Annotated in this window: 24 protein-coding genes; 5 read left to right on the top strand and 19 right to left on the bottom strand. The window is 43.1% G+C overall.

Features of this window, described 5'->3' with window-relative positions; all coding sequences use genetic code 11:
* Window positions 1-42: 42 nt before the first annotated feature.
* The gene (locus R1T43_RS00760; RefSeq protein ID WP_410548988.1) at window positions 43-2979 is read right to left on the bottom strand and encodes a TonB-dependent receptor; all 2937 of its coding nucleotides are present in this window, start codon (window positions 2977-2979) and stop codon (window positions 43-45) included.
* Between the two features lie 516 nt (window positions 2980-3495).
* Here R1T43_RS00760 and R1T43_RS00755 point away from each other — a divergent pair.
* The 4 genes from R1T43_RS00755 to R1T43_RS00740 all read left to right on the top strand — a co-directional run bounded on the left by R1T43_RS00755 (window position 3496) and on the right by R1T43_RS00740 (window position 8105).
* On the top strand, window positions 3496-4833 hold the full coding sequence (locus R1T43_RS00755) for a GH1 family beta-glucosidase (protein ID WP_317355604.1): 1338 nt from the start codon (window positions 3496-3498) through the stop codon (window positions 4831-4833).
* A 22-nt stretch (window positions 4834-4855) separates the two neighbouring features.
* A complete protein-coding gene (locus R1T43_RS00750) occupies window positions 4856-6388 on the top strand; it encodes an MFS transporter (RefSeq protein ID WP_211070323.1) in 1533 nt (510 codons plus the stop codon).
* A 74-nt stretch (window positions 6389-6462) separates the two neighbouring features.
* Window positions 6463-7464 carry a LacI family DNA-binding transcriptional regulator gene (locus tag R1T43_RS00745; protein WP_211070324.1) on the top strand — a complete coding sequence of 334 codons (1002 nt, stop codon included), beginning with the start codon at window positions 6463-6465 and terminating at the stop codon, window positions 7462-7464.
* A 107-nt stretch (window positions 7465-7571) separates the two neighbouring features.
* A complete protein-coding gene (locus tag R1T43_RS00740; protein WP_317351784.1) occupies window positions 7572-8105 on the top strand; it encodes a nuclear transport factor 2 family protein in 534 nt (177 codons plus the stop codon).
* Window positions 8106-8135: 30 nt separating this feature from the next.
* Here the strand turns inward: R1T43_RS00740 and R1T43_RS00735 are convergent, their stop codons facing one another.
* The 3 genes from R1T43_RS00735 to R1T43_RS00725 form a co-directional block, all read right to left on the bottom strand.
* Complete coding sequence (locus R1T43_RS00735; protein ID WP_211070326.1) at window positions 8136-8771, bottom strand: OmpA family protein; 636 nt, start codon at window positions 8769-8771, stop codon at window positions 8136-8138.
* A gap of 457 nt (window positions 8772-9228) precedes the next feature.
* Window positions 9229-10422 carry an HD-GYP domain-containing protein gene (locus R1T43_RS00730; protein ID WP_317351782.1) on the bottom strand — a complete coding sequence of 398 codons (1194 nt, stop codon included), beginning with the start codon at window positions 10420-10422 and terminating at the stop codon, window positions 9229-9231.
* Between the two features lie 73 nt (window positions 10423-10495).
* Entirely contained in the window at window positions 10496-10834 is a 339-nt protein-coding gene (locus R1T43_RS00725; protein ID WP_317351780.1) for an MGMT family protein, read from the bottom strand.
* A gap of 68 nt (window positions 10835-10902) precedes the next feature.
* Between R1T43_RS00725 and R1T43_RS00720 the strand changes: the two genes are divergently transcribed.
* Window positions 10903-11484 (top strand): tRNA-uridine aminocarboxypropyltransferase, encoded by a 582-nt coding sequence (locus R1T43_RS00720; protein WP_317351777.1) that lies wholly within the window; start codon window positions 10903-10905, stop codon window positions 11482-11484.
* Window positions 11485-11487: 3 nt separating this feature from the next.
* Here the strand turns inward: R1T43_RS00720 and R1T43_RS00715 are convergent, their stop codons facing one another.
* From R1T43_RS00715 to rsmG, 15 genes are all read right to left on the bottom strand, one after another.
* Complete coding sequence (locus tag R1T43_RS00715) at window positions 11488-12087, bottom strand: glutathione S-transferase family protein (RefSeq protein ID WP_211070330.1); 600 nt, start codon at window positions 12085-12087, stop codon at window positions 11488-11490.
* Between the two features lie 35 nt (window positions 12088-12122).
* Window positions 12123-13085: a hypothetical protein gene (locus R1T43_RS00710; protein WP_317351773.1), complete on the bottom strand. Its 963-nt coding sequence runs from the start codon at window positions 13083-13085 to the stop codon at window positions 12123-12125.
* A gap of 152 nt (window positions 13086-13237) precedes the next feature.
* Window positions 13238-14152, bottom strand: a complete 915-nt coding sequence (locus R1T43_RS00705) for a hypothetical protein (RefSeq protein ID WP_317351770.1) — start codon at window positions 14150-14152, stop codon at window positions 13238-13240.
* Window positions 14153-14350: 198 nt separating this feature from the next.
* Window positions 14351-14767, bottom strand: coding sequence for a F0F1 ATP synthase subunit epsilon (locus R1T43_RS00700; protein WP_211070333.1), 417 nt, complete (start codon window positions 14765-14767; stop codon window positions 14351-14353).
* A gap of 58 nt (window positions 14768-14825) precedes the next feature.
* Window positions 14826-16211 (bottom strand): F0F1 ATP synthase subunit beta, encoded by a 1386-nt coding sequence (gene atpD, locus R1T43_RS00695; RefSeq protein WP_013786810.1) that lies wholly within the window; start codon window positions 16209-16211, stop codon window positions 14826-14828.
* A gap of 33 nt (window positions 16212-16244) precedes the next feature.
* Window positions 16245-17105: a F0F1 ATP synthase subunit gamma gene (gene atpG, locus R1T43_RS00690; protein WP_057795063.1), complete on the bottom strand. Its 861-nt coding sequence runs from the start codon at window positions 17103-17105 to the stop codon at window positions 16245-16247.
* 62 nt (window positions 17106-17167) lie between these two features.
* On the bottom strand, window positions 17168-18709 hold the full coding sequence (gene atpA / locus R1T43_RS00685; RefSeq protein ID WP_061998124.1) for a F0F1 ATP synthase subunit alpha: 1542 nt from the start codon (window positions 18707-18709) through the stop codon (window positions 17168-17170).
* Between the two features lie 13 nt (window positions 18710-18722).
* Window positions 18723-19256, bottom strand: a complete 534-nt coding sequence (gene atpH, locus R1T43_RS00680; RefSeq protein WP_211070334.1) for a F0F1 ATP synthase subunit delta — start codon at window positions 19254-19256, stop codon at window positions 18723-18725.
* A gap of 14 nt (window positions 19257-19270) precedes the next feature.
* Window positions 19271-19741 carry a F0F1 ATP synthase subunit B gene (gene atpF / locus R1T43_RS00675; RefSeq protein WP_317351763.1) on the bottom strand — a complete coding sequence of 157 codons (471 nt, stop codon included), beginning with the start codon at window positions 19739-19741 and terminating at the stop codon, window positions 19271-19273.
* A gap of 45 nt (window positions 19742-19786) precedes the next feature.
* Entirely contained in the window at window positions 19787-20008 is a 222-nt protein-coding gene (gene atpE, locus R1T43_RS00670) for a F0F1 ATP synthase subunit C (RefSeq protein WP_012520222.1), read from the bottom strand.
* A 104-nt stretch (window positions 20009-20112) separates the two neighbouring features.
* Window positions 20113-20946, bottom strand: a complete 834-nt coding sequence (atpB, locus tag R1T43_RS00665; protein ID WP_057795055.1) for a F0F1 ATP synthase subunit A — start codon at window positions 20944-20946, stop codon at window positions 20113-20115.
* Between the two features lie 99 nt (window positions 20947-21045).
* Complete coding sequence (locus R1T43_RS00660; RefSeq protein ID WP_057795053.1) at window positions 21046-21429, bottom strand: ATP synthase subunit I; 384 nt, start codon at window positions 21427-21429, stop codon at window positions 21046-21048.
* 205 nt (window positions 21430-21634) lie between these two features.
* Complete coding sequence (locus R1T43_RS00655) at window positions 21635-22513, bottom strand: ParB/RepB/Spo0J family partition protein (RefSeq protein ID WP_061998130.1); 879 nt, start codon at window positions 22511-22513, stop codon at window positions 21635-21637.
* 49 nt (window positions 22514-22562) lie between these two features.
* Entirely contained in the window at window positions 22563-23357 is a 795-nt protein-coding gene (locus R1T43_RS00650; protein ID WP_013786818.1) for a ParA family protein, read from the bottom strand.
* Window positions 23358-23368: 11 nt separating this feature from the next.
* Window positions 23369-24013 carry a 16S rRNA (guanine(527)-N(7))-methyltransferase RsmG gene (rsmG, locus tag R1T43_RS00645; protein WP_317351728.1) on the bottom strand — a complete coding sequence of 215 codons (645 nt, stop codon included), beginning with the start codon at window positions 24011-24013 and terminating at the stop codon, window positions 23369-23371.
* Window positions 24014-24015: the final 2 nt, after the last annotated feature.

Here is a 24015-nt window from a genome sequence, read left to right as displayed (position 1 = left end):
GCCACCCCAATAGGCCATTTATCAAATTAGCTTACGATTTACTTAGAAGGTGTAACGAGCACCTACTGCATAACGCGCACCTAATTCATCTATTTGCCACAGCATAGCGCTGGTTCTTCCGTGTCGACGAATGTTTTCATCGGTAATGTTTATTCCTTCAAACGATACCGTCAATGCGTCAGACACCTCGTACGACATACTAAAATCAATCTGTGAGTATGCTTCGGTATAGCCAGGTTCATTCACATATTGAGATGTAGTATCTAGGAATTTATCACGCCAGTTGTACGCAATACGAGCTTGCAGTGCGTCCATTTCATACATGAAAATCAGGTTGGCGGTATCACTCAAGCCGACTAGCGCAAACTGGGTAATACTTGGGTTAGCATTATTATCAAACCCGATGTCGCCAGTCACCGTTGTATAGTTCGCTTGAATACCAAAACCGGTATCGCCGAAGAAATGCTGAGCAGCTAGCTCAAATCCGTAAATATTGGCATTTTTGTTATTCACAGGCTTCGAATTGATGAAAGTCATCAATGGATCGTCACCATTTGGAATAATGTCATATTCTGCTTCAAACTGTTCATCGGTCATAGAGTCGTAGTCGACGCCATTTTCCATTGCCGCGACCATGTTAAATAACGAGGTATCGCTGATAGGAATACCGCGCGCTTCAAGCTCATCCATAGCGGCTTGTGCTCGAGGGCCGGCGGTAGCATCCGTCAAACCAAAAATATTTTCTTCAACCTGCTCGTTACCAATAAAGTTTTTAACGCGTTTATCGTAAAAACCTACCGATACGTAACTGGTTTCATCAAAGTAGTATTCTAATGACAAATCTACGTTGTCTGACTCAAGGGGTATAAGAGCAGGGTTACCAGAACTTGCTGTTGCCGTTGGGCCATCGCTAAGAAGGGTTGGGCTACTTGGCGTACCAACGGTAGAAGCCGCACTTAAGTTGTTATAAGTCGGTCTGGCGATGGTTTTGCTATATGAGAAACGTGCAATCACATTTTCCATTACTTCAATATCGAAATCTAATGCAGGAAGGAAGTGATCGTAGCTTGAATCAACTTCTACATCTTCCATGTCGCTACCGAAACGAACGTTAAAGTCGTTGTTACCTTCCCATGCGATCCCGCTGGGCAAACTGATATTCGCAATAGAAGTAACATCCGTATTTTCGTAACGAATACCGGTCAATAGGTTGTATTCCATACCATTGAGCTCACCGGATAAATCGAACTCGAAATAAACCGAAGTAATATCTTCTTCAATGGTACGGTTTGTTGCAAATGGATTGTTGGCAAGTAAATCGAAACCATACTCGTCAGCGGCGAAAGCACCAATTTCAGCCACACTTCCGGTGAAACCTTGTGAAAACATCCCCGTAGTATTGAAATCACTAAATTCACTAGCTAAATCGAGCGGCGTTAGTGAACCAGCTGGTAATTCACCCGGATTTTCAATACCCCAGTTACCCATGGTATGCCGTGTAAGTGATTGCAGCGATGTACTTTCCATCGCACGAGATTCAATACCGAAGTTAATACTTCCGGTATCCATAGCGTAGCTACCGTCAATGCGAGCTTGGGTGATTTCGGTTTCTTGTGAAGCAAAGTTCATATCAAGAATGGATGTACCTACATCGTCTTGGTCCAGTACGCCATTTCCGTTTAGATTTGTACGAGAAACATCGTCAAAATCTAGCATCATGATAGGGAAGTCACCGGAGAAATCGACACCTTGACCGCGGGCAACGTTGGCGCCAAGACCAAGGTTTGTCCATGTACCATAGGGCGAATCTGGGCGACCTTCTGCTGTAGAGTTATGTAAGTCGAAATGCAGCGTTAGATCATCGGTAGCGAAGTATTTAACGTTGAAGCCTACTGATTTATTTTCGTTAACCTGATTAAGCTCTTGTAACGCTAGGCCTAAATCTCGAGGCAATAAATCTCTTCGCTCTTGCGTGATAAGTACGGGGGTTTTAACCGTATTATCATCGAAAGTTAAGTTCGTAAAGTAGCGGTCGTCCATCCAAATTGACTGTTCCGCACGAGCTTCATATAAGTCTTGCTTTGAATACGTATAGTCAAGAGTAGCCACTAAGTTATCGCTTGGCGCATACTGAAAAGTAAGCTGGGCGTTGGTACGCTCACGCTCTCTATCTGCCATGTAATAACGTAAATCTGAGGGGATACCAAATAATTGCCCCATCGCTGGTGCATTGTTTAAAACGATAGGGTCGCCACTATCAGGGTTAGCTGGATCGGGTGATTGTGGCACAGTGCCATCGAATGGTTTCACGCGCCATTCGTTTACGAATGCCCCCTGAGCTGCACTGTCGCGCTGTTGATAAGAACCTGTAAAGGTCACGCCAAATGTTCTGTCATCATCTAGATAATTAATAAAGCCAGACAACTCTGGAGTAACATCGTCACCCACGCGATTTGTGGTGTCATGCAATGCCTTGGCGCCAACACTCGCCATGATGCCTGTTTCAGAGGCATCAAATGGTCTTGCAGTACGAATATTTACCGAGGCACCAATACCACCAGTGGCTATACTCGCGCGGCCGGTTTTGTAAACCTCAACAGCACGTACGCTTTCAGAGGCTAAATCAGAAAAGTTAAATGCGCGAGAGTTTGCGACACTGCCACCATTAGGTAACGCTGCGCCTGGCATCGTTCTACCATTTAACGTCACCATATTGAAATCAGGGCCGAATCCACGTGCCGTAATTTGGCTACCTTCACCGTTATTTCGGCTTATCGATATACCGGTAATACGTTGAAGGGATTCAGCCAAGTTTGTATCAGGAAACTTGCCAATGTCTTCAGCGGAAATAGCATCAACAACACCCGCCGAATCACGCTTAATGCCCATCGATTCTTGAACACTGCTTCGAATTCCAGATACTTGAATGACTTCTATATTGTCATTTTCGCTAGCTTCCTGTGCTTGTACTGGGAACATCAGGCCTGTTCCCAATATTAAAGACAGACTAGTAGCGATTTTAGATTTGTATAGCTTGTTATGTGTCACTGTCTTTCTCTCTTATGTTGTGCTGAGTGATGAGCGCTTCCCAAGAAAGGGCTTTCTCAGGTTTATCAACGAAACACCCGCAAGAGAAAGCGCTTTCTCAAAACTAAGTCATCCTAGACTAAAGATCAACATTTTTTTCACACAAAGTTCACAATGAAAAATCACCTTCAAATCGAACACCTAGCTACATTGATATTTTTTATTTAAAATCATAATCTTGGGTTATACCTTTAAATATTACCAATTGACTAATTCAGACTAAATGTAAACGGCTATTTTATAACGTAAAGATAAAATATAACAACTTTACAAAGAAAGCGCTTTCTCAAAATATTGAGTTCATGCTATAAACAAAATAGGTGAAGTCATCCATCGCGCTTATTTCTCACGCTTTCTAACCTTCACCTCGCGACATTATCGAGATTTGCAATAGGACCTTTAGAAATGATGAAAGACATAGAGCTACCCAAAACAAGCCCCATGCTAGATAAACAATTTACGTTTGGAACAGCGACTTCTTCTTTTCAAATAGAGGGGGATGCTGAAAACCGAATGGAAAGTATTTGGGATGTTTTTTGTCGTACCCCTGGGGCAGTAGCTGATAATTCTGATGGCGTGGTAGCGTGTGAACACATTCTTAGGTGGCGTGATGATGTCGAAATGCTTAAACAGCTTGGCGTAGATGCGTATCGCTTTTCTATCTCTTGGCCACGAGTAATGAATCAGGATGGAGAACTAAATGAAAAAGGCGTTTCTTTTTATATTCAATTACTTGATGTGTTAATTGAGGCGAATATAAAGCCTTTTGTTACCCTTTATCATTGGGATTTACCACAGTATTTAGAAGCAAAAGGCGGGTGGCTATACCGTCAAACCGCGTACGATTTTCAAAATTACGCAGACAAAATCACGGCAGCTCTTGGTGAGCGAGTTTATTCCTATGCCACCTTCAATGAACCCTTTTGTTCTGCATACTTAGGCTACGAAATTGGCGTGCATGCACCAGGCCGCAAAGGAAGAAAGTTAGGGCGTACGGCAGCGCATCACATTTTGCTTGCCCACGGATTAGGCATGCAAGTTCTAAGAAAGAATGCTCCCCATGCTTTGAATGGCATCGTTTTAAATTTTACGCCATGCTATAGCGCATCAGATTCAGAGGCAGACAAACTTGCTACAGAAATGGCGGATCAATATATTAATCAATGGTATATGCAACCTGTAATGGAAGGTAGTTACCCCTATGTTATTGATGCATTGGCTGATAATGATAAACCTCCTATTGAATCAGGCGATATGGAAATTATTTGTCAGCCTTTAGATTTTCTTGGCATTAACTTCTACACCCGCCTTCACTACTCTGCACCCAGTAAAGCTGAAGACCTATTCCACGAGCACGCCCATCAAGCACCCATGACAGATATTGGTTGGGAAATTTACCCTGAAGCGTTACGTGAACTACTCGTTTCTTTGCATGAGCGCTATAAACTACCTCCTGTGTACATTACAGAGAACGGGGCTGCCATGGCAGATGTCCTTCAAGATGGTATGGTAGACGATGAGGGTAGAATTGATTATTACACAGGCCACTTAAACGCGGTAAACGAGGCAATGGAATCTGGCGTGAAAGTGAGTGGTTACTTCGCATGGAGCCTAATGGATAATTTTGAATGGGCTGAGGGCTATGAAAAACGGTTCGGGCTTGTATATGTTGATTTTGATACGCAAGAACGTACGTTTAAAAACAGCGCGAAGGCTTACCAACGTTTATTAGCTAGTCGTAAATAACAAATATAAGAAGGAATACGCTGTGAATCATTCGCTAAGTGTAAGGGAAAAGATTGGTTATGGGTTGGGAGATGCAGCGGCTAATCTAGTTTGGCGTGGTGCCCTTGCATACTTAGCGGTATTCTACACCGATACTTTTGGATTGACCGCGGCGGCGGCCGCTATGCTTTTTTTGGTGGTACGCCTTACTGATGGTGTCACCGACATTATTATGGGAATGATTGCCGATAGAACGCAGACTAAACTAGGTAAATTTCGACCTTGGATATTAGGTTCTACCCCGTTTCTCGGTTTGTTCATGGTGCTATGTTTTACCACCCCTGATTTTTCTTATACAAATAAGCTCATTTATGCCTACCTGACCTACATAGGGCTGACATTAGCTTACACGGTAAATAACGTCCCCTATTCAGCGCTAATGGGTGTGATGACAAGCGACGACCGGGAACGCACGAGTCTATCCGGCTTTCGTTTTGCTGGCGCGTTTATGGGCGGCCTGTTAGTTATGGGCTGTTTACCGATGCTGGTTGCGTTTTTCGGTGAAGGCGATACCGCAAAGGGCTATCAATATGCCATGTATCTTTTTGCTACCTTATTGGTCGCACTCATGTTCACAACCGTAGCGACAACGAGAGAAAGGGTGCCAGTCGTGCAAAACGACGGGGCAAGCTTACTTCAAGAGTTAAAAGATCTGTCTCGGCAGCTACCTTTAATTCTGTTTCCACTCTCGGCAATCACTGCCTTTTTCTATTATCGAAACTGGCCTAGTGGCATTGCTTTCGTGGTGGTTATTTCAATAACCTCTTTCTTTATTAAGCGCCTTGTTAACCGACCTGAAGCGCAAAATAGCCGTTCACAACAAGACATCATTGATTTACTTACCAATAAACCTTGGGTCATTTTGCTAGGCATGGGCTTCCTTACTATGATGTTTAACGGCATAAAGTACGGTGTCATTGCCTATTACTTTAAGTACTACATTGGTGATGAATTGCTCACCGGATACTATTTTATCGCCTTATTGGTGGTCTCGATATTGGGCGCATTGGCCACACCAGCATTGTCGCGTTATATGGGCCGGAAAAAGCTATTTATTGTCTCGTTATTGGCTAGCAGCGCACTGACATGTGCGATTTACTTTGTTCCACAAGGATCTGTGACAGGCATATTTGTATTAGGCTGTGGTGCTGAATTTTTCGCTGCGATTATGCCAACCTTATTCTTTTCCATGTTGGGCGACTCTGCAGACTATAACGAATGGCGCACAGGCCGAAGAGCAACCGGCTTAGTGTATTCGGCTGGCTCTTTCGTACAGAAAACCGGTGGGGGCTTTGCAGGCGCATTAGTACTGTTAGTGCTAGGCAGTTATGGCTATGACGGCATGCAAGTCGATTCTATTTCGCAAACCCTACCAGGTATGCAAGCGTTGATGAGCTGGATACCTGCCTGTTTCGGTATAGCCGGTGCGCTCCTTATTATGCTTTATCCGCTTACCGATGCGCGCCAGCAAGAAGTGACAGAGACTTTACTTAAGCGCCGTAGCGCAACTGCCTGAATAACGGCATAATGCTTTATATAATGCGAACACCGCATTAATGAGCATCAAAACTAAGTTGGGGGGAGTGATACGTGGCAACAATCTATGAAGTAGCTGATAAGGCAGGGGTCTCGTTGTCGACGGTATCTCGGGTATTGAACGGTAAAACTACTGTAAATCCCGCCTTAAAAGCCAAGGTAGAAGAAGCCATGTTAGCGCTAAACTATCGCCCCAACTCTATCGCTCGTTCACTGGCCACCAGTCGCTCAGATAGTGTAGGCATTCTAGTTTCAGAGCTAAACTCGCCATTTTTTGGTGACTTGATGCAAGCCGTAGAGCTAACCCTAAGGGCCGCTGATAAGCACGTTATTATTACGGTAGGGCACAATAACTTAGAAACCGAACAAGATGCCGTCGAGTTTTTAATTGGCCGTAATTGCGATGCTATTATCATGCACGCTGAAGCCATGAGTGATGAGTATTTAAAAACGCTTAATGCATCTCGCCTCCCAATTTCTTTGGTTAACCGCCAAGTTAATGGCGTGGGTGAGGGGTGTATTGTGTTAGACAATGAAAAAGGCGGTTATTTAGCCACTCAGCATCTAATTAGTCTAGGCCATAAAAGTATTGCCTATATATCGGGCCCTTCTGATAAATGCGATGCCAACCAACGATTGGCAGGTCATAAGCGCGCGCTTAAAGACGCCGGAATAGCCTTTACGCCGAACTTAGTCTTTGAAGGAAACTACACAGAAGAAGATGGAAAGGCAGGTTTATTAGAACTACTTTCCGGTGACACGTCTTTTTCAGCATTGGTGTGCGCGAATGATTGGATGGCTTCAGGCGCGATGAGTTGCGCTAGGGATTTAGGAATGAACCTACCACAAGATTTATCTATTGTAGGCTTTGATGACGCTGTATTTGCTCACCATGTATTTCCGCGACTGACCACCGTTAGCAACCCTATCTCTGAGATGGCTGCAATGTCAGCACGACACATTTTAAATGTGGTGTATGGCTATAAAGATGAAGTACAAACTTTGTTTCAACCGTCATTGATTATACGAGAGTCCACCATGGCCTATGAAGCTTAAAGGCGCACTCGAAATTATAAATCTGGTTTATGGCATCATTTCTTTCTAAGATAAATGCATCTTACTGTTCCATGTGAAACCTTCAACCTCTTTTCGGAGCTACCTTTATGCGTTTAACTGTTACCATCATTTTATTGCTAAGCTGTTTAAATGCCTTTGCTGCAGAAGTAGTTTCCTCACCTATAGCACCTCGAACTAGTACAAAAGATAAAGCTTTGCTAGAAGCCGAAGAAAAAGTAAATAAGGTGCTTGATGCGCTACACCAATTAGCGAGTGATGCAAACTTCGACGATTATTTCGCCTTGTATAGTAATGACGCTGTTTTTATTGGTACAGATGCTACTGAGATCTGGACCGTTAGTGCTTTTAAAGCATACGCACAACCTCATTTTTCAAAAGGGCAGGGGTGGACATATACTCCCCATTCAAGGCATGTGTATTTTTCAAAGAATCGAGATGTGGCGTGGTTCGATGAGCTTTTGGACAACAAAAGTTTAGGCGTGACACGTGGAACCGGTGTATTGGTACTTCAGAACAACGAATGGAAAGTGAGCCAATATCACCTAACCATCCCAGTGCCGAATGCGCTAGCCGATAGCGTTGCAGAACAGATTAAATCACATAGAAAAAAGGGCCAATAATGGCCCTTTTTTCTTTGCTCGTTGTTAAAATTATGACTGCGTTAGCGGTTGAATCTCTAATTCCACGCGGCGGTTCATCGACCTGTTAGCAGCAGTATCGTTTGGCACTTTAGGCTGATATTCACCCATACCTACTGTAGTAATACGGGTTGAATTAACGCCGTAATTCAATAACACGTTTCTAACTGCACCCGCACGGCGCTCAGATAACCCTTGGTTATACTGCTCTGATCCTGTGTCGTCAGTGTGGCCTTTTATCATCAGTACCGTTTTTTCATAGTTATTCACTACTTTGGCAACATCTTGAAGTACTGGGTTAAAGTTAGGGCTGATAGAAGAACTGTCGGTTGCAAACGTAATGTCACCCGGCATTATCAAACGTAAGTTATCACCTTCTCGAACTACTTGAACGCCCGTATCAGATAATTCACTACGAAGTTCTTCTTCTTGCTTATCCATATAACCACCAATTGCGCCACCCGCAATGGCACCAACCGCTGCCCCCCACGCGTAGCGACTTTTATCGTTATCTCCTGTTGCCTTACCTAGCAATGCGCCCATGACAGCACCAATGGCAGCCCCTTTCTGAGAATTTGAAGGGTCATTAGCACAGCCTGCAACAGCTAAAGATGCCGCTATTAAAGTTATTCCTATTTTCTTTTTCATAACATCCTCGGTACGTCGTTATTAATTGTTACGGTGAACACGAGCTTACACTTACTTTTAAACTTTCCAATTACCTACTCGAGCCACGTCTAATTTGTTGTTACCAATCAATCGCCAATAAATTTAGTAGTATGCAGCAATATGTATTCCACATTCTTTATTTAACGAGAGTGTAGCCAATAAACGAAAAACGTTAAGCGTATTATAAGGGAAGTTAACTGAACGTAAGCTAAATGACCGCTTGTAGTACATGGTCAGGAACGCCCTGTGTTACAACGCAGCTCGTTAATAAGTGTGTAGGAACGAAGAGTCTAAACGCGGTAGATAAAAGAAATGTTGCAGATGCTTATTCTCAGTACAGAATGTAAGGGGTACAGACAAACGCGACGTTTTTACTTAGTCGCGTTTTTACGACAGTAGAAGCTTATGTTACACCCTATAATATTTTTAAGGCCTTTTACCCAATAGACACCGAGCGTTCGAAAAAGGCATTAACGTCAATTTTATAATCAGCGGCAATAGCTGCTTTTGAAACCTTAACGTTTTTTTCTGATGCTAAATCAATATCTTTCGGCTCTAGAAAATGTGCATTTCGAACTGAGTAAAATATCTTAACTTTAGGCGCTAATGGCGAGTCAGTTTGCTCTATCACCATAGCTAGCCGTTCATTAGACAGTAATACTAAGCTTCCTACCGGATAGATACCCATGCATTTGATAAATTGCTGTACTAACGGTAAATCTAATCGAGACGGCGCATCACTGAGTAAAATAGAAAACGCTTTTTGACTCGACATGCCAGATTTGTAAACTCTATCTGCAGTGAGCGCGTCGTACATATCCGCAATAGCCAACATACGGCCTTCACGGCTAATATTTTCACCTTTAGTGCCCATAGGGTACCCTAAACCATCTAAGCGCTCATGATGCTCACTAATCGTTCTAATCAACGCTTTATCTAGGTCGGTTTCATTTAAATAATCTACACCGTGTTTAACATGCCCTTTCATGATGTCCATTTCATCATCAGTTAAACGGCCAGGTTTATGCAGAATTTCATCGGGTATTTGAATTTTACCCAGATCATGAAGAAAGCCCGAATAGGAGAGATCTTGAACTTCACTTTCGGACATTCCTAAATGACGACCAAAGTTAGCCAGTAAGATGGCAACATTCAAAGAATGTTCTAGTAGGTAATCGTCCTTTTCACGAATTTTCGTCAGGCACAATAACGCATCGGGATTGCGGTCTACTGAGGAAACCAACTTTGCTGAAAATTCTTTCGGAATACTGCTATCAAAAGGCTGTGCTTTTTTAACACTGTTAAGCAGCTGCTTTTGGATGCGCTTACCTTGCACGTGCAACTTAGTTGCGCGGGTCAATTCATTTTCAAGACTTGCCTTAGGCGCTTTCTCTTCGACTTTTTTGCTTACCGGCGCTTCCTTTTCAGCTACAGCTTCGCCTGTAGATACGCTAAAGGCTTTGTCAGTATCGACAACAAGGGTTAACACTCCCCTTTTTTTAAGAGCATCAGCAATAGCTTGCGAAGTAACTCGCCCTTGGCTTTTAACTGAAAGTTGACCTTTCTGCTCCAGGATTTGATGTACAAACATACCCGGTTTCAAGTCTTTTATTGTAATTTTTTTAAGCATTATGAGTGAGATACCACTTTAAAAAACGCCACACCAACTGGTGATAAAATGTGCCATACATGAATACGTTAAATTACTTTTCTAGTTCAGCCAATAAAGTATATAAACTGGGCTTCCACCCATAAACTTTCATGTTCACTCTATGGTTTTTAACTAAGACCCCTTCCGACACTAGCAATGCACGCTGCTCTTCTGCTAGCTCAGAACCTACTGGAAATGCTATTTTTCCATCGGATCTTATAACTCGATGCCATCGAGTAGTAACATCAGAGTCTTTTAAGCACTTTCCTACAAGTCTAGCCTTACCCGGCAAACCTGCAAGGTCTGCTAACTGCCCATAGCTGACTACGTAACCACTTGGTACAATTGAAAGCGTTTTTAGTATTTTGGATTTTATCGCTACATTAACCATAATGCATATTATCCATTCTAACTATTTTCCACTTTTTAAAAATAGGAACTTTCTCAAAAACCAACACTATGAGAGCTAAATGTAAACAGTGCAATTACCCTACAAGCACCTGTATTTGTGATGCGGTATCGTTGGTTATAATACCAATTAAGGTTATTGTAATTCAACACGTTAAAGAATCTGCCAATGCTAAAAACACGGCGAGATTAATTAAGCTTTGTGCTAACGATGTAGAAATAATTACCACTGATAATATTAGCGAAATGGAATCATTAGCTTCAAGATGCAGTGTTCAATCAACTGCACTCTTATATCCCAGTGATAGCAGTATTGCGCTTGAGTCACAACGGGAACACATTACTTCAGCGCTTCAAACCCTATTGGTCATAGACGGTAGCTGGAAGCAAGCTTACGCTGTGTTACAACAATTTCCATGGTTATCGTCTATACCGAGCTTTCATTTCGAGCACGCCCCCGCTACACAATATAGAATAAGGCATACTCGAATTCGTGAAGGGTTATCAACTCTTGAAGCAACTGCCTATACATTAAACACACTATATAATATTGATACTCAGCCTTTCATAAAGTTACAAGAGGCCATGCAAGATAATTGGAGAGGCCCAAAATCCCACCAGCGAGAGACCTAACCCCTAGGCATCCATTGGAATAAACCCTTTTTGATCTTTAATCAGTGTTATCCAGTTTCTTATCGCTGGGTAAGCAGCAAGATCGAAGCCTCCCTCGTGTGCGACATGGGTATAGGCAAACAGTGAGATATCGGCCAGCGAAACATGATTACCTAGCAAAAACGGGGTTTGACTAAGTTGCTTATCCATCACTTCAAGCGCTCTATAGCCGCCGGCTTGCTTTGCCTCATATTCTGCTTTTCTGTCATCAGGTAAGCCAAGATAAAGATTGATATAGCGCGCAACCGCAATATAGGGTTCGTGACTGTATTGCTCGAAGAATTGCCATTGTAGTAAAGTGGCAAAAGTAAAAGGTGAGGTGGGTATGAACGTAGAGCCCGACGCTAAATAATGCATAATGGCGTTAGACTCAGACAACACACGTCCATCATCTAGCTCTAGAATAGGAATTTTACCGTTGGGGGACTTAGCTAGGAACGCATCTGTTCGGCACTCTCCTTTAAGAATATCGACATCAATCCACTCACATGCCTTCCCAAGTAATGCCAGTAAAAGCTGTAATTTATAGCAATTACCAGAGCGCTTATCACCGTAAATTAGCATGTCACTCTCCTGTTGAAATCTGCTTAATCTATAAGCTACCCGTAGTAGAAGGATTCTACAAATAGAAAGACAAGCCAAGCGGCTGGTAAAGGCATCATGCACATAAGTAATCTAAGCTTTTGGGGTTTGCTTAGAATTCTACGTAACGTTTCTTTATTGGTCTCTATCGACTCTATTTTCTTACTTAGCGTTGACTTTACGCCACTATTTGCCTGCTGACGAATTAACTGAGTAATTTCGCTTTCATGCTCTGTCATGATGATGTTTGACACGGTACGCATTCGCTTAGCTACTATAATCATGGGTAAAAACAAATACGCTGAAATCAAACCGGCATAAACGGTGAGAATCACAATATCGAAGAAAGGAACAGGTTTGTTGATCCAAAAAATTGGTGTTAACGCAAATCCACTAACCGCAATTAAGGTATTCGACAGGGCCATGTTGAATATTTCACGCAGCGAATTCAGCTCTTTTGTAGAATCAGAATGTTCTGTTGATGCCAGCTTCTGTAAATAATGAGTGTTGCTAAATACCTGTAAAATAAAGAGCGTTAACAATAACCAAAAAGGGATGGATGTGAGTGCGATAACAAGTACTTCTGCCTCATCTATCCGTGTCACAAGCCCTTCTGACAATAAATAGACCACCGGCATGATAACCCCAACCGAGGTTGACCACATAAGGTGTCTTGCGAACTGCCTACCTAACACACCGCGATGATGATTAAACTGACTTAGCTTTTCTAGGCTTACTAACACTGCAATTAACGTACTTGCCGCATTCTTATGCACATTTCTAATCGTAAGCCAAAAAAAACCAGAAAGCAGCGTAGTGCCTAGCGCCGTATTAAAATCTCGTTGATGGTCATCATCTAGAACTGGCCACGTTAATGCGCCGGTCCAATTATGAATAAGTAGTAAAATTAACACTAAGAAGAGTGGGTACGCCCATACACTTACTACATTGCGGTTACTCTCGTAAGCACTGAACTTCATCGTCTTTTTAATCGCTAATTTTAATAAATAGGTAAGGGGACATATGCGTTTACTGAACGCTGAACTGGGAATTATACGGGTATAGGAAGAGCAAACCAAATTTAAAAAGTGCTTAATTATCGCCTTTTAAGACTAGCTGTAAAGCTGACGGGCTAAATCAAGGTTTCAACCATTGATACCAGTCCCCACGACACGGGAACCAATATTAACGCAGCTATTGTTTTTAGTTTATCACTGCTGTTGCATACTTCACTGGGTGCACGAACCACTTTTAGCTGCCTATCATCGCGGTTGTGATTGTTCGTAACATTTTGCCCTTGTTTTAAGGTACGAGATTTCTGCTGTTTTAAAATCGATTTTAATTTCAATAAGGGCGTGAATGTATATGTCACAATTAACAGTGACATACTTACCACCGCTATCACTTCCAAAGGTGACACTGTTACGTTAAACCAAAATATTGGCAGAACGGTTAATAGGCCTAAGGCAATTAGGGCATTAGTCAGAGAAAGCTTGGTAATTACACTAAAAGATGCCCAATAGTCAGAGGACTTATTGGTTCCTGGAAGTACCTGTTTTAGCAGGTAGGTCACATTCGATCTTACTTGAAATAAAAATAGGGAAGTGAGAAGGCTAAAAGTAACAAATGAGGCAATGTATGAAATGCCTTTGATGTTATAGCTTTCGTTACTAACATCGCCTAAAAATGCTAATACAACCATAAACATAGATGAAATTATTAATGAGTTAATAATTTGGTGATGAAACGCTTTTGTTAGCTTTTGTCTGTGTACTGAAAACTGACCCAGCTGATTTTTTTTAACCAATAGCGAAATTAAACTGCTGGCTACGTTTTGATGAATGTAACGAAAGCCAAACCAAAAATACCCAATGAATAACGAAATACTTACCGCAGAATTAAAGCTTCGCTGTGCAGCCATATCACCTGAATCCGGCCAGTAAAAAGCACCCGAGTACATATTCAATAGCGGTATCGCTAATAAAACTAATAAAGGAAATAAGCCAATAAACTGTTGCGGTTTACTAGTTGGAGGAGCTATTTTCATAAAACCATCGTATCTACTAACGAAAGGATACGGACAGACTGCTTTTGTATTACTACCAATTAGTCGCAATCTGCGTAGACAATCATTATATTCAGCAATTCTTATGTTAATCGATTGACGTTTTTATTTACACTGTTTATCTATCAATTCAAATAAAAAAACCCGCCAAAAGGCGGGTTTTTATAAACAGCTATTAGATTACTTGCGTAACTTCTGAATAAGGCGAAGTTGTGCGATAGCTTCAGACAGCTCTTGAGCTGCTTCTGCGTAATCAAAGTCTGCGCCTGGGTTGGCGATGTGCTCTTCTGCACGTCGTTTGGCTTCTTCTGCTGCTTGTTCGTCAAGATCTTCTGCACGAACCGCAGTATCAGCTAGCACGGTGACATTACCAGGCTGTACTTCAAGTACACCACCAGCAACGTAGATTAATTCTTCTTCACCGAACTGCTTAACCAAACGAACCATACCAGGTTTAATAGCAGAGATAAGTGGCGCGTGACCTGGGTGTATACCTAGTTCACCTTCGCTACCTGTCACTTGAATCGTTTCAACAAGACCAGAAAAAATTTCTTTTTCTGCGCTTACTACGTCCAAATGTACTGTCATTGCTGCCATAGAACCTCCTGATTAGGTACGTTAGCATATTAATAGGCTGACAGAGTCAGCCACATAATTATGCTTTATTGGCTTTCTCTTGCGCTTCTTCGATAGAACCAACCATATAGAAGGCTTGTTCTGGTAGAGAGTCATACTCACCTTCCAGGATACCTTTAAAGCCACTGATAGTGTCTTTAAGCGATACATATTTACCTGGAGAGCCAGTGAATACTTCTGCTACGAAGAAAGGCTGAGAAAGGAAGCGCTGAATTTTACGAGCACGTGATACCACTTGCTTGTCTTCTTCAGACAACTCGTCCATACCTAGGATGGCAATGATGTCTTTCAACTCTTTATAACGCTGAAGTACAGTTTGTACGCCACGTGCTACGTCATAGTGCTCTTGACCAATAACTAATGGGTCAAGCTGACGTGAAGTTGAATCTAGTGGGTCTACCGCAGGGTAGATACCAAGAGAGGCGATATCACGAGAAAGTACAACTGTTGCGTCTAAGTGAGCAAAGGTTGTTGCCGGAGATGGATCCGTCAAGTCATCCGCAGGTACGTATACCGCTTGGATTGACGTGATTGAACCTGTCTTCGTTGACGTAATACGTTCTTGAAGTACACCCATCTCTTCTGCAAGTGTAGGCTGGTAACCTACCGCAGACGGCATACGACCTAGAAGAGCAGATACTTCTGTTCCAGCTAGGGTATAACGGTAGATGTTATCTACGAAGAATAGTACGTCACGACCTTCGTCACGGAACTTCTCAGCCATAGTAAGACCTGTCAAAGCAACACGTAAACGGTTACCAGGAGGCTCATTCATTTGGCCGTAAACCAACGATACTTTATCAAGTACGTTAGAGTCGTTCATTTCATGATAGAAATCGTTACCTTCACGAGTACGCTCACCAACACCAGCGAATACAGAGAAACCACTGTGTTCGATTGCGATGTTACGGATAAGCTCCATCATGTTTACAGTTTTACCTACACCAGCACCACCGAATAGACCAACTTTACCACCCTTAGCGAATGGGCAAACCAAGTCGATTACTTTGATACCAGTTTCTAGTAATTCTACTGAGCTAGACTGATCTTCGTAGCTAGGCGCTGCACGGTGAATAGACATACGGTCTTCTTCGCCAATTGGGCCTGCTTCGTCGATTGGGTTACCCAATACGTCCATGATACGGCCAAGTGTAGCTGTACCCACTGGAACCATAATAGGGTTTTCAGTGTTCTCTACAGCCAAACCGCGCTGTAAGCCATCAGTAGAACCTAGGGCGATAGAGCGAACTACACCGCCACCTAATTGTTGTTGCACTTCTAGGGTTAACCCAGACAAGCCACCTTCGGTAACTCGTAGTGCGTCATAAACTCTTGGTACCGCAGTTTGTGGAAACTCAATGTCCACAACGGCGCCAATGATTTGGACGACCTTACCTTGACTCATAATTTGTCCTCGTTATCTTTTAGAAACCTTTGCCTACACCGCTGCGGCACCGCTCACAATCTCACTAATTTCTTGTGTGATTGCAGCTTGACGCGCTTTGTTATATATCAGTTGTAACTCATCAATTAAGTCACCAGCATTGTCGGTTGCTGCCTTCATGGCAACCATTCGCGCAGCTTGTTCTGACGCCGCGTTTTCTACAACACCCTGATACACCTGAGACTCAATGTAACGCACCATTAATGCTTCCAAAATTTCTTTTGGATCTGGTTCGTATATGTAGTCCCAACGATGCTTATATTCTTCGTCTTCAGACTTTGGCAAAGGCAATAACTGATTGATCACAGGCTTCTGTGTCATGGTGTTTACGAAGTCATTAAATACCAAGAAAACTCGGTCTAATTTGCCTTCGTCGTAAGCTTTAAGCATTACGCGTACAACACCTACTACATCGCTCACAGACGGCTTATCACCCAATCCAGATTCAGCAGCAAGCAAAGTGCCACCAAAACGGTTGAAGAAAGAGCACGCTTTAGAACCTAATGCAGCGAAGTCCACTTCTACACCTTGGTCACGCCATTTTTTGACGTCCTGAGTGACAAGCTTAAATTCATTACTGTTTAAGCCACCACACAAGCCTCGGTCAGTGGAAATCACAATGTAGCCGACTCGCTTAACTTCACGCTCTTCCAAATAAGGGTGGCGGAACTCAAGGTTACCGTTAGCAATGTGACCAATCACTTTTAGCATGTTTTGCGCATATGGACGGCCAGAGGCCATACGTTCTTGCGCCCGTTTCATTTTGGACGCAGCAACCATTTCCATTGCACTGGTAATTTTTTGAGTATTTTTAATACTCCCAATCTTACCTTTAATCTCTTTACCGCTGGCCATGACTATCTCTCCGATTACTCAACGTGAAGCCGATGGTGTTTACACATCATCGGCTGCATTGATTACCAAGTTTGTGTCGCTTTAAATTGTGTCAAAGCGTCAGTTAACTTAGCGGCGATTTCGTCGTTGAAGTTACCAGTTTCGTTGATAGTCTTCATAAGGTCAGCGTTTTCGCTGTTCATGTAAGAATGAAGAGCCGCTTCAAAATCTAAGATTTTGCCAAGCTCAACGTCCTTAAGGAAACCTTTTTCAACCGCGAACAATGATACGCCCATATCTGCAATAGACAGTGGTGCATATTGTTTCTGTTTCATTAGCTCTGTTACGCGCTCACCGTGCTCAAGTTGCTCACGGGTTGCATCATCAAGGTCAGATGCGAACTGCGAGAATGCCGCCAATTCACGATACTGAGCAAGTGCAAGACGAATACCACCGCCCAGCTTCTTGATGATTTTAGTTTGCGCAGCACCACCAACACGAGATACCGATACACCAGCGTTAACCGCTGGACGGATACCTGCGTTAAACAAGTCAGTTTCTAAGAAGATCTGACCATCTGTAATCGAAATTACGTTGGTAGGTACGAAAGCAGATACGTCACCAGCTTGCGTTTCGATAATTGGAAGCGCAGTTAGTGAACCGGTTTTACCTTTCACTTCACCGTTTGTGTAACGCTCAACGTATTGTTCGTTTACACGAGCAGCACGTTCTAGCAAACGAGAGTGAAGATAGAAAACGTCACCAGGGTATGCTTCACGACCAGGAGGACGCTTAAGTAGCAATGAGATTTGACGGTAAGCAACAGCTTGCTTAGACAAATCATCATATACGATTAGCGCATCTTCACCGCGGTCGCGGAAGTATTCACCCATAGTACAACCAGAGTATGGTGCAAGGTATTGCAATGCAGCAGACTCAGACGCAGAAGCAGCAACGATAATGGTGTGACCCAATGCGTCGTGCTCTTCCAGCTTACGTACCACGTTAGCGATAGTAGAAGCTTTCTGACCAACCGCTACGTACACACATTTGATGCCTGTACCTTTTTGGTTGATGATAGCGTCGATTGCCATTGCGGTTTTACCACACTGACGGTCGCCGATGATAAGTTCACGTTGACCACGACCAACTGGGATCATGGCATCAACTGACTTATAACCAGTTTGGATTGGCTGATCTACCGATTGACGCTCGATTACACCAGGTGCAATCTTTTCTACTGGCTCAAAGCCAGCTGCATCAATGGCGCCTTTACCGTCGATAGGCTCACCAAGTGTGTTTACAACACGACCTAGTAGGGCATTACCAACAGGTACTTCAAGAATACGGCCAGTAGATTGTACTTTTACGCCTTCCTGTAAGTCCGCATATGGACCCATTACAACCGCACCTACAGAGTCTCGCTCAAGGTTTAGTGCAATAGCGTAGCGGCTTCCAGGAAGCTCAATCATTTCACCTTGCATTACATCGGCAAGGCCATGAATGCGGATAATACCGTCAGTTACTGCGACGATAGTACCTTCATTGCGTGCTTCACTGCTTACATTGAACTGTTCAATTCTTTTCTTGATCAGTTCAGCAATTTCAGTGGAATTAAGTTGCATGCTCTTATCCCCGTTATGCTTGCAACGCGTCTGCTAGACGGTTCAATTTCGATTTTACGGAACCATCTATTACTGTATCGCCGGCTTTAATAACCATGCCAGCGATCAGGTCAGGATTCACGTTACAATTAAGCTTCACTTTACGTGCCAAACGTTTTTCCAACGATGCAACCAAATCGGTTTTCTGTGCATCGTTCAGCGCAGAGGCTGAAGTTACGTCTACTTCAATTTCTTTGTCGTAATCAGCTTTAAAGGCATCAAACACATTTGAAATTTCAGGCAACGCGGCTAAACGTTTATTTTCAGCCAGAATCTTTACAAGATTCTGACCATGATCATCGAGTTGCTCACCACAAACATTGATGAAAATGTCAGCCAATGTATCTGCAGCTACTGCTCCAGATAATAACTGATGCATATCATCGTTTTGTGCTACTGCACCTGCAAAGGTCAGCATTTCTTGCCACTTCGCAATGGCATTCTTCTCGACGGCGAAATCGAAAGCTGCTTTAGCGTAAGGACGAGCAACGGTTGTCAATTCAGACATGGCTCATCTCCCTCTTAAAGCTCAGCGACAAGTTTTTCAACAATGTCGTTTTGTGCGTTAGCATCAATTTCACGTTGTAAGATTTGCTCTGCGCCAGCTACTGCTAATGCAGACACTTGCTTGCGCAAATCTTCTTTGGCACGATTGCGTTCAGCTTCAATTTCGGTGTAGCCAGAAGCAATAATCTTCTCGCGTTCTGCATGGCCTTTCTGCGTTTCTTCGTCAACCAATTGGTTGGCGCGCTTTTTGGCTTGCTCGATAATGTCGGCTGCTTGCGCTTTCGCATCTTTCATTTGCTCAGTGGCTTTCGCTTGAGCAAGTTCTAAGTCTTTCTCTGCCCGTTCAGAAGCTTCAAGCCCATCGGCTATCTTCTTTTGACGTTCTTCAATCGCTGCCATCAGCGGTGGCCACACATATTTCATGCAGAACACCACGAACACAGCGAAGGCGATTAATTGACCAATAAAAGTGGCGTTAAAATTCACAATCGCCCCTCCTCTAAAAGTTCGCTAAAAAAGTGTGTAGTAAAATTAAGCACCAACAGCGAACAATAGGTATAGAGCGATACCAACACCGATCATCGCGATAGCGTCGATAAGACCTGCTACGATGAACATCTTAACTTGAAGTTGAGGTGCTAGTTCAGGTTGGCGAGCAGCAGATTCTAGGAATTTACCACCCAGCAGACCGAAACCAATAGCGGTACCAAGGGCACCAAGACCGATCAGTAGTGCAACTGCGATGTATAACATGTACGTCTCCGATTTAAGTTAAATTTAAAGTTAATGTTAAAAGTAGAACTCGGTTATTAACCGCGCCGGTCAATCCAGGTATTACCAACGCGGGTCAATGCTTACTAGTGGTCTTCACACGCCAAGCTTAAGTACACGATGGTTAGCATCATGAAAATAAACGCTTGTAGAGGGAGAACCAAAATATGGAATACAGCCCACATAAAGTGCAAAGGTAACTGGAAGTAACCAATAGTGGCTATCAAGATAAAGATTAGCTCACTGGCGTATAAGTTACCGAATAAACGCAGTGCTAATGAAAGCGGGCGTGCAAGTAAGGTAACTGATTCCAGAATAAAGTTTACTGGGATGAATACAGGGTGTCCGAACGGTTGCATAGTAAGTTCTTTCGCAAAACCGCTGATACCCTTCATTTTAATTGAGTAGAAAAGAATTAGGATGAACACACCAGACGCTAAAGCAAACGTCAGGTTAAGGTCAGTAGTAGGCACAGCCTTCATATAAACATCATGAGGGTCCATACCGAACGCGTGCTGACCCACAAGACCTGCAACCCAAGGAATAAGGTCAACTGGCACTAAATCCATCAGGTTCATCAATAAAACCCAAACAAAAATAGTTAGTGCAAGTGGTGCAATTAGCGCACTTCTTCCATGGAAAGTACTTTTTACGTTGTCGTCAACGAACTCAATAACCAATTCCACAAACGCCTGCATTTTACCAGGTACGCCTGTAGTGGCTTTTGAAGCTACGCTTCTAAAAACAACAAGAAATAGTATGCCAAGGCCAATTGACCAGGCTAGTGTGTCGACATGCCACGCCCAAAAACCTGCATCAGAGCATGCTTTGTTAAAAGCAATTCCGTTGTCGGTTGAGCACATGGTGGCATTGGTCAAGTGGTGCTTGATATATTCTGAGGTAGTGTATTCAGATGCCATTGTTTAACCTAAGTTGTAAAGTGTAAAAATTGGTGACTGGTTCCAGTACATATTCGTAAGCAAGTATTCAGTAGCTATTTATTAATCGTTATTATTTGACTACTTCGTACCATAACGGAACATGGCCAGTGCATGACTGGCGGTTGTAACGACATAAGCCACAAAAACTTCGAGTGGCGAGGCATTTAGGCCTGCAAATGTCACTACAAATAAAATGATTGTCAGTGCCAGTTTCAATTTTGAACCTTGGCTAAAACTTTGGGCAACAAGTTCGTTTTTACTCGCACCAGCATATTTAAATGCAAACCCCGAAAAAATGGCTGTTGGCAGTATGCTTATCACTGCGCCAGCGGCGGTTGATATTGCAGAATGTTGACCTGCGATAATACCCGCCAAAAGGGTTATTATTAGTGCCGTGACTAACTGAAACAGAATGCCTTTTTTGGCAATAAATAATCCGTGTTCAGCTAACTTGTTTTTCACGTTGCCCTACTGCTTGTTCATGTCTAACGAAAAGCGTCAGAAGTATACTGTTTTACCGACATTTTTCAACAGTACATCGCATTTTGAAAGCTATTCTGAAAATATTCTAACGCTATAACCGGAAAGGAGGCTGTCCACAGCCCACGTTTTAGGAATGAATGGCCTCACTATTTATGCCTACTACCTTTCAGCATATAAATATAACTTATTGAATTTTAGTTATTATTCCGTCTAATTGTTGTAAATCGTCAAAGCTAATGACTAATTTACCTTTCCCTTTTGCGTTATGGTCTATTGTTACCGGTGCCCCTAAATTTTCTGAAAGTCGGGTCATAAGGTTTTGCACATCAGGATCAATTTGCTTCTCTTGCTTCGGTTTTTCTGGTTCAAGCAGCTTTTTGACCAGCTTTTCTGTATCACGAACCGTTAAACCTTTACCTGAAACAACATTTGCCGCTTCTGATTGTTTATCACCATCAAGGGCTAACAACGCGCGAGCATGACCCATTTCAATATCACCATGCTCCACTAACAATTTAACGTCATCATTAAGATTGTTAAGGCGAAGCAAGTTCGTCACTGTTGTGCGAGATTTACCTACGGCTTCAGCGACTTCTTGATGGGTTAGGGAGAATTCATTCATTAGACGGTCTAATGCCTGCGCTTCTTCCATGGCGTTTAAATCTTCACGCTGAATATTTTCAATTAGCGCAATGGCAACGGCAGCCTCATCAGGCACATCTTTGACAAGACACGGAACTTCATCAAGTTGTGCAAGTTGCGATGCGCGCCAGCGGCGTTCACCCGCAATAATTTCATACTTGTTGTCTTCAACCTTACGAACAACAATGGGTTGAATAACACCTTGGGCACGAATAGAGGAAGCAAGGTCTTCAAGGGCATCAGGTGACATATCTTTGCGAGGCTGATATTTGCCAGGCACAAGAAATTCTATCGGTAATTTACTAAGTTCGCTTTGTGTAGCTTCTGTCGCCGCAGCATCTGTTTCTCTTTGCGACGTCGATTGACTGGTTGCTAATAGCGCATCCAAACCGCGACCTAGCCCTCTTTTTCTTGCTGACATATTACCCTCAATGGCCTATTTGCTGATATGCATTACGCTTTATTATAATTTAACTGGCTTTCGCCTGACTTGGCGCAGATTTATCACGGCGACGAAGAATTTCACCCGCCAATGCTAAATATGCTTTAGCCCCTGTAGAAGACTTATCGTAGTACATCGCCGGGGTACCGAAACTTGGCGCTTCAGCTAGGCGCACGTTGCGCGGGATCACAGTACGATATACTTGCTCACCAAAATGACGCTTAAGCTGTTCTGAAACATCGTTTGCAAGGCGGTTACGGGGGTCGTACATGGTACGCAATACCCCTTCAATCTTCAATTCAGGATTTACCACTGACGCGAGTTTTTGAATGGTATCCATTAACGCCGTTAACCCTTCAAGCGCGTAATATTCACACTGCATTGGCACCATGACTGAATCAGCCGCGGCTAATGCATTTACTGTAAGTTGGTTTAGTGAAGGAGGGCAGTCAATAAAGATAAAATCGTAGTAATCAAGAACAGGTTTTAGCGCATTTCTAAGGCGCACCTCACGGGCAAACATTTCCATTAACTTAATTTCAGCTGCTGTCACGTCGCCATTGGCAGCCACTAAATCAAATTTACCCGCAGTATTTTTAACAATAACGTCGTTGATAGGTTGTTCTTCGATAAGCAACTCAAACGCGGTAGCGTGAACATCGTATTTGTCGACGCCGCTTCCCATGGTTGCATTACCTTGTGGATCAAGATCAATCAGTAGCACTTTACGTTTTGTGGCAGCCATTGATGCTGCAACATTCACTGCAGTAGTGGTTTTACCCACACCACCTTTTTGATTCGCGATCGCGATTACCTTTGCCACAATATGTCCTGTTATGCCTTTTTAATCCAAACGAGGTGTCGTTCGCCCACCAGATTCGGTACAGTGAGACTTTCCGTTTTGATCACCTGATAGTGATCACTCACTTCTTTTAATTCGTCTTCTGGAAACTGCCCTTTAAGTGCAAGGAACTGCCCGTCTGAATTTACCAGATGTTGGCACCAGTGCAACATATCTTTTAACGAAGCGAACGCTCGGCTAAGTACTATATCATACGGTTGCGCTGGGGTATGTGCTTCAACTCTACTTTGAATAGGCGTCACATTCGATAATTTAAGGGAATGGACACTTTGGGTCATAAAACGAACGCGCTTACCTAAACTATCTAGCAAGGTAAATGCCGTGTCAGGAAACGCTATCGCAAGGGGCATGCCTGGCAAACCAGGGCCAGTACCTACATCAATGATATGTTTGGCTTCATGTTTAGCTAAATATGGGTATATCGCTAATGAGTCCAAAATATGTTTAACCATCATCTGCTTCGGATCACGCACCGATGTCAGATTGTAGGCTTTGTTCCATTTATCAATCAACAATACAAAGCCCACGAGCTTTGCTTGCTGATCATCGCTTAATTGAAGTGATTGTGCCGCAAGGCCCGAGGCCAGTATTTCGTGTAATTCTTGCTCTAAACTCATAA

Source organism: Alteromonas sp. CI.11.F.A3 (assembly GCF_032925565.1).
Taxonomy (GTDB): Bacteria; Pseudomonadota; Gammaproteobacteria; order Enterobacterales; family Alteromonadaceae; genus Alteromonas.
This window is presented reverse-complemented; position numbering and strand designations above follow the sequence as displayed.

Coding starts and splice junctions, on each gene's coding strand:
- R1T43_RS00760 (WP_410548988.1), bottom strand. CDS start 2,979: ATGTTCCCAGTACAAGCACAGGAAGCTAGCGAAAATGACAATATAGAA.
- R1T43_RS00755 (WP_317355604.1), top strand. CDS start 3,496: ATGAAAGACATAGAGCTACCCAAAACAAGCCCCATGCTAGATAAACAA.
- R1T43_RS00740 (WP_317351784.1), top strand. CDS start 7,572: ATGCGTTTAACTGTTACCATCATTTTATTGCTAAGCTGTTTAAATGCC.
- R1T43_RS00735 (WP_211070326.1), bottom strand. CDS start 8,771: ATGAAAAAGAAAATAGGAATAACTTTAATAGCGGCATCTTTAGCTGTT.
- R1T43_RS00730 (WP_317351782.1), bottom strand. CDS start 10,422: ATGCTTAAAAAAATTACAATAAAAGACTTGAAACCGGGTATGTTTGTA.
- R1T43_RS00725 (WP_317351780.1), bottom strand. CDS start 10,834: ATGGTTAATGTAGCGATAAAATCCAAAATACTAAAAACGCTTTCAATT.
- R1T43_RS00720 (WP_317351777.1), top strand. CDS start 10,903: ATGAGAGCTAAATGTAAACAGTGCAATTACCCTACAAGCACCTGTATT.
- R1T43_RS00715 (WP_211070330.1), bottom strand. CDS start 12,087: ATGCTAATTTACGGTGATAAGCGCTCTGGTAATTGCTATAAATTACAG.
- R1T43_RS00710 (WP_317351773.1), bottom strand. CDS start 13,085: ATGAAGTTCAGTGCTTACGAGAGTAACCGCAATGTAGTAAGTGTATGG.
- R1T43_RS00705 (WP_317351770.1), bottom strand. CDS start 14,152: ATGAAAATAGCTCCTCCAACTAGTAAACCGCAACAGTTTATTGGCTTA.
- R1T43_RS00700 (WP_211070333.1), bottom strand. CDS start 14,767: ATGGCAGCAATGACAGTACATTTGGACGTAGTAAGCGCAGAAAAAGAA.
- atpD (WP_013786810.1), bottom strand. CDS start 16,211: ATGAGTCAAGGTAAGGTCGTCCAAATCATTGGCGCCGTTGTGGACATT.
- atpG (WP_057795063.1), bottom strand. CDS start 17,105: ATGGCCAGCGGTAAAGAGATTAAAGGTAAGATTGGGAGTATTAAAAAT.
- atpA (WP_061998124.1), bottom strand. CDS start 18,709: ATGCAACTTAATTCCACTGAAATTGCTGAACTGATCAAGAAAAGAATT.
- atpH (WP_211070334.1), bottom strand. CDS start 19,256: ATGTCTGAATTGACAACCGTTGCTCGTCCTTACGCTAAAGCAGCTTTC.
- atpE (WP_012520222.1), bottom strand. CDS start 20,008: ATGTTATACATCGCAGTTGCACTACTGATCGGTCTTGGTGCCCTTGGT.
- atpB (WP_057795055.1), bottom strand. CDS start 20,946: ATGGCATCTGAATACACTACCTCAGAATATATCAAGCACCACTTGACC.
- R1T43_RS00655 (WP_061998130.1), bottom strand. CDS start 22,513: ATGTCAGCAAGAAAAAGAGGGCTAGGTCGCGGTTTGGATGCGCTATTA.
- rsmG (WP_317351728.1), bottom strand. CDS start 24,013: ATGAGTTTAGAGCAAGAATTACACGAAATACTGGCCTCGGGCCTTGCG.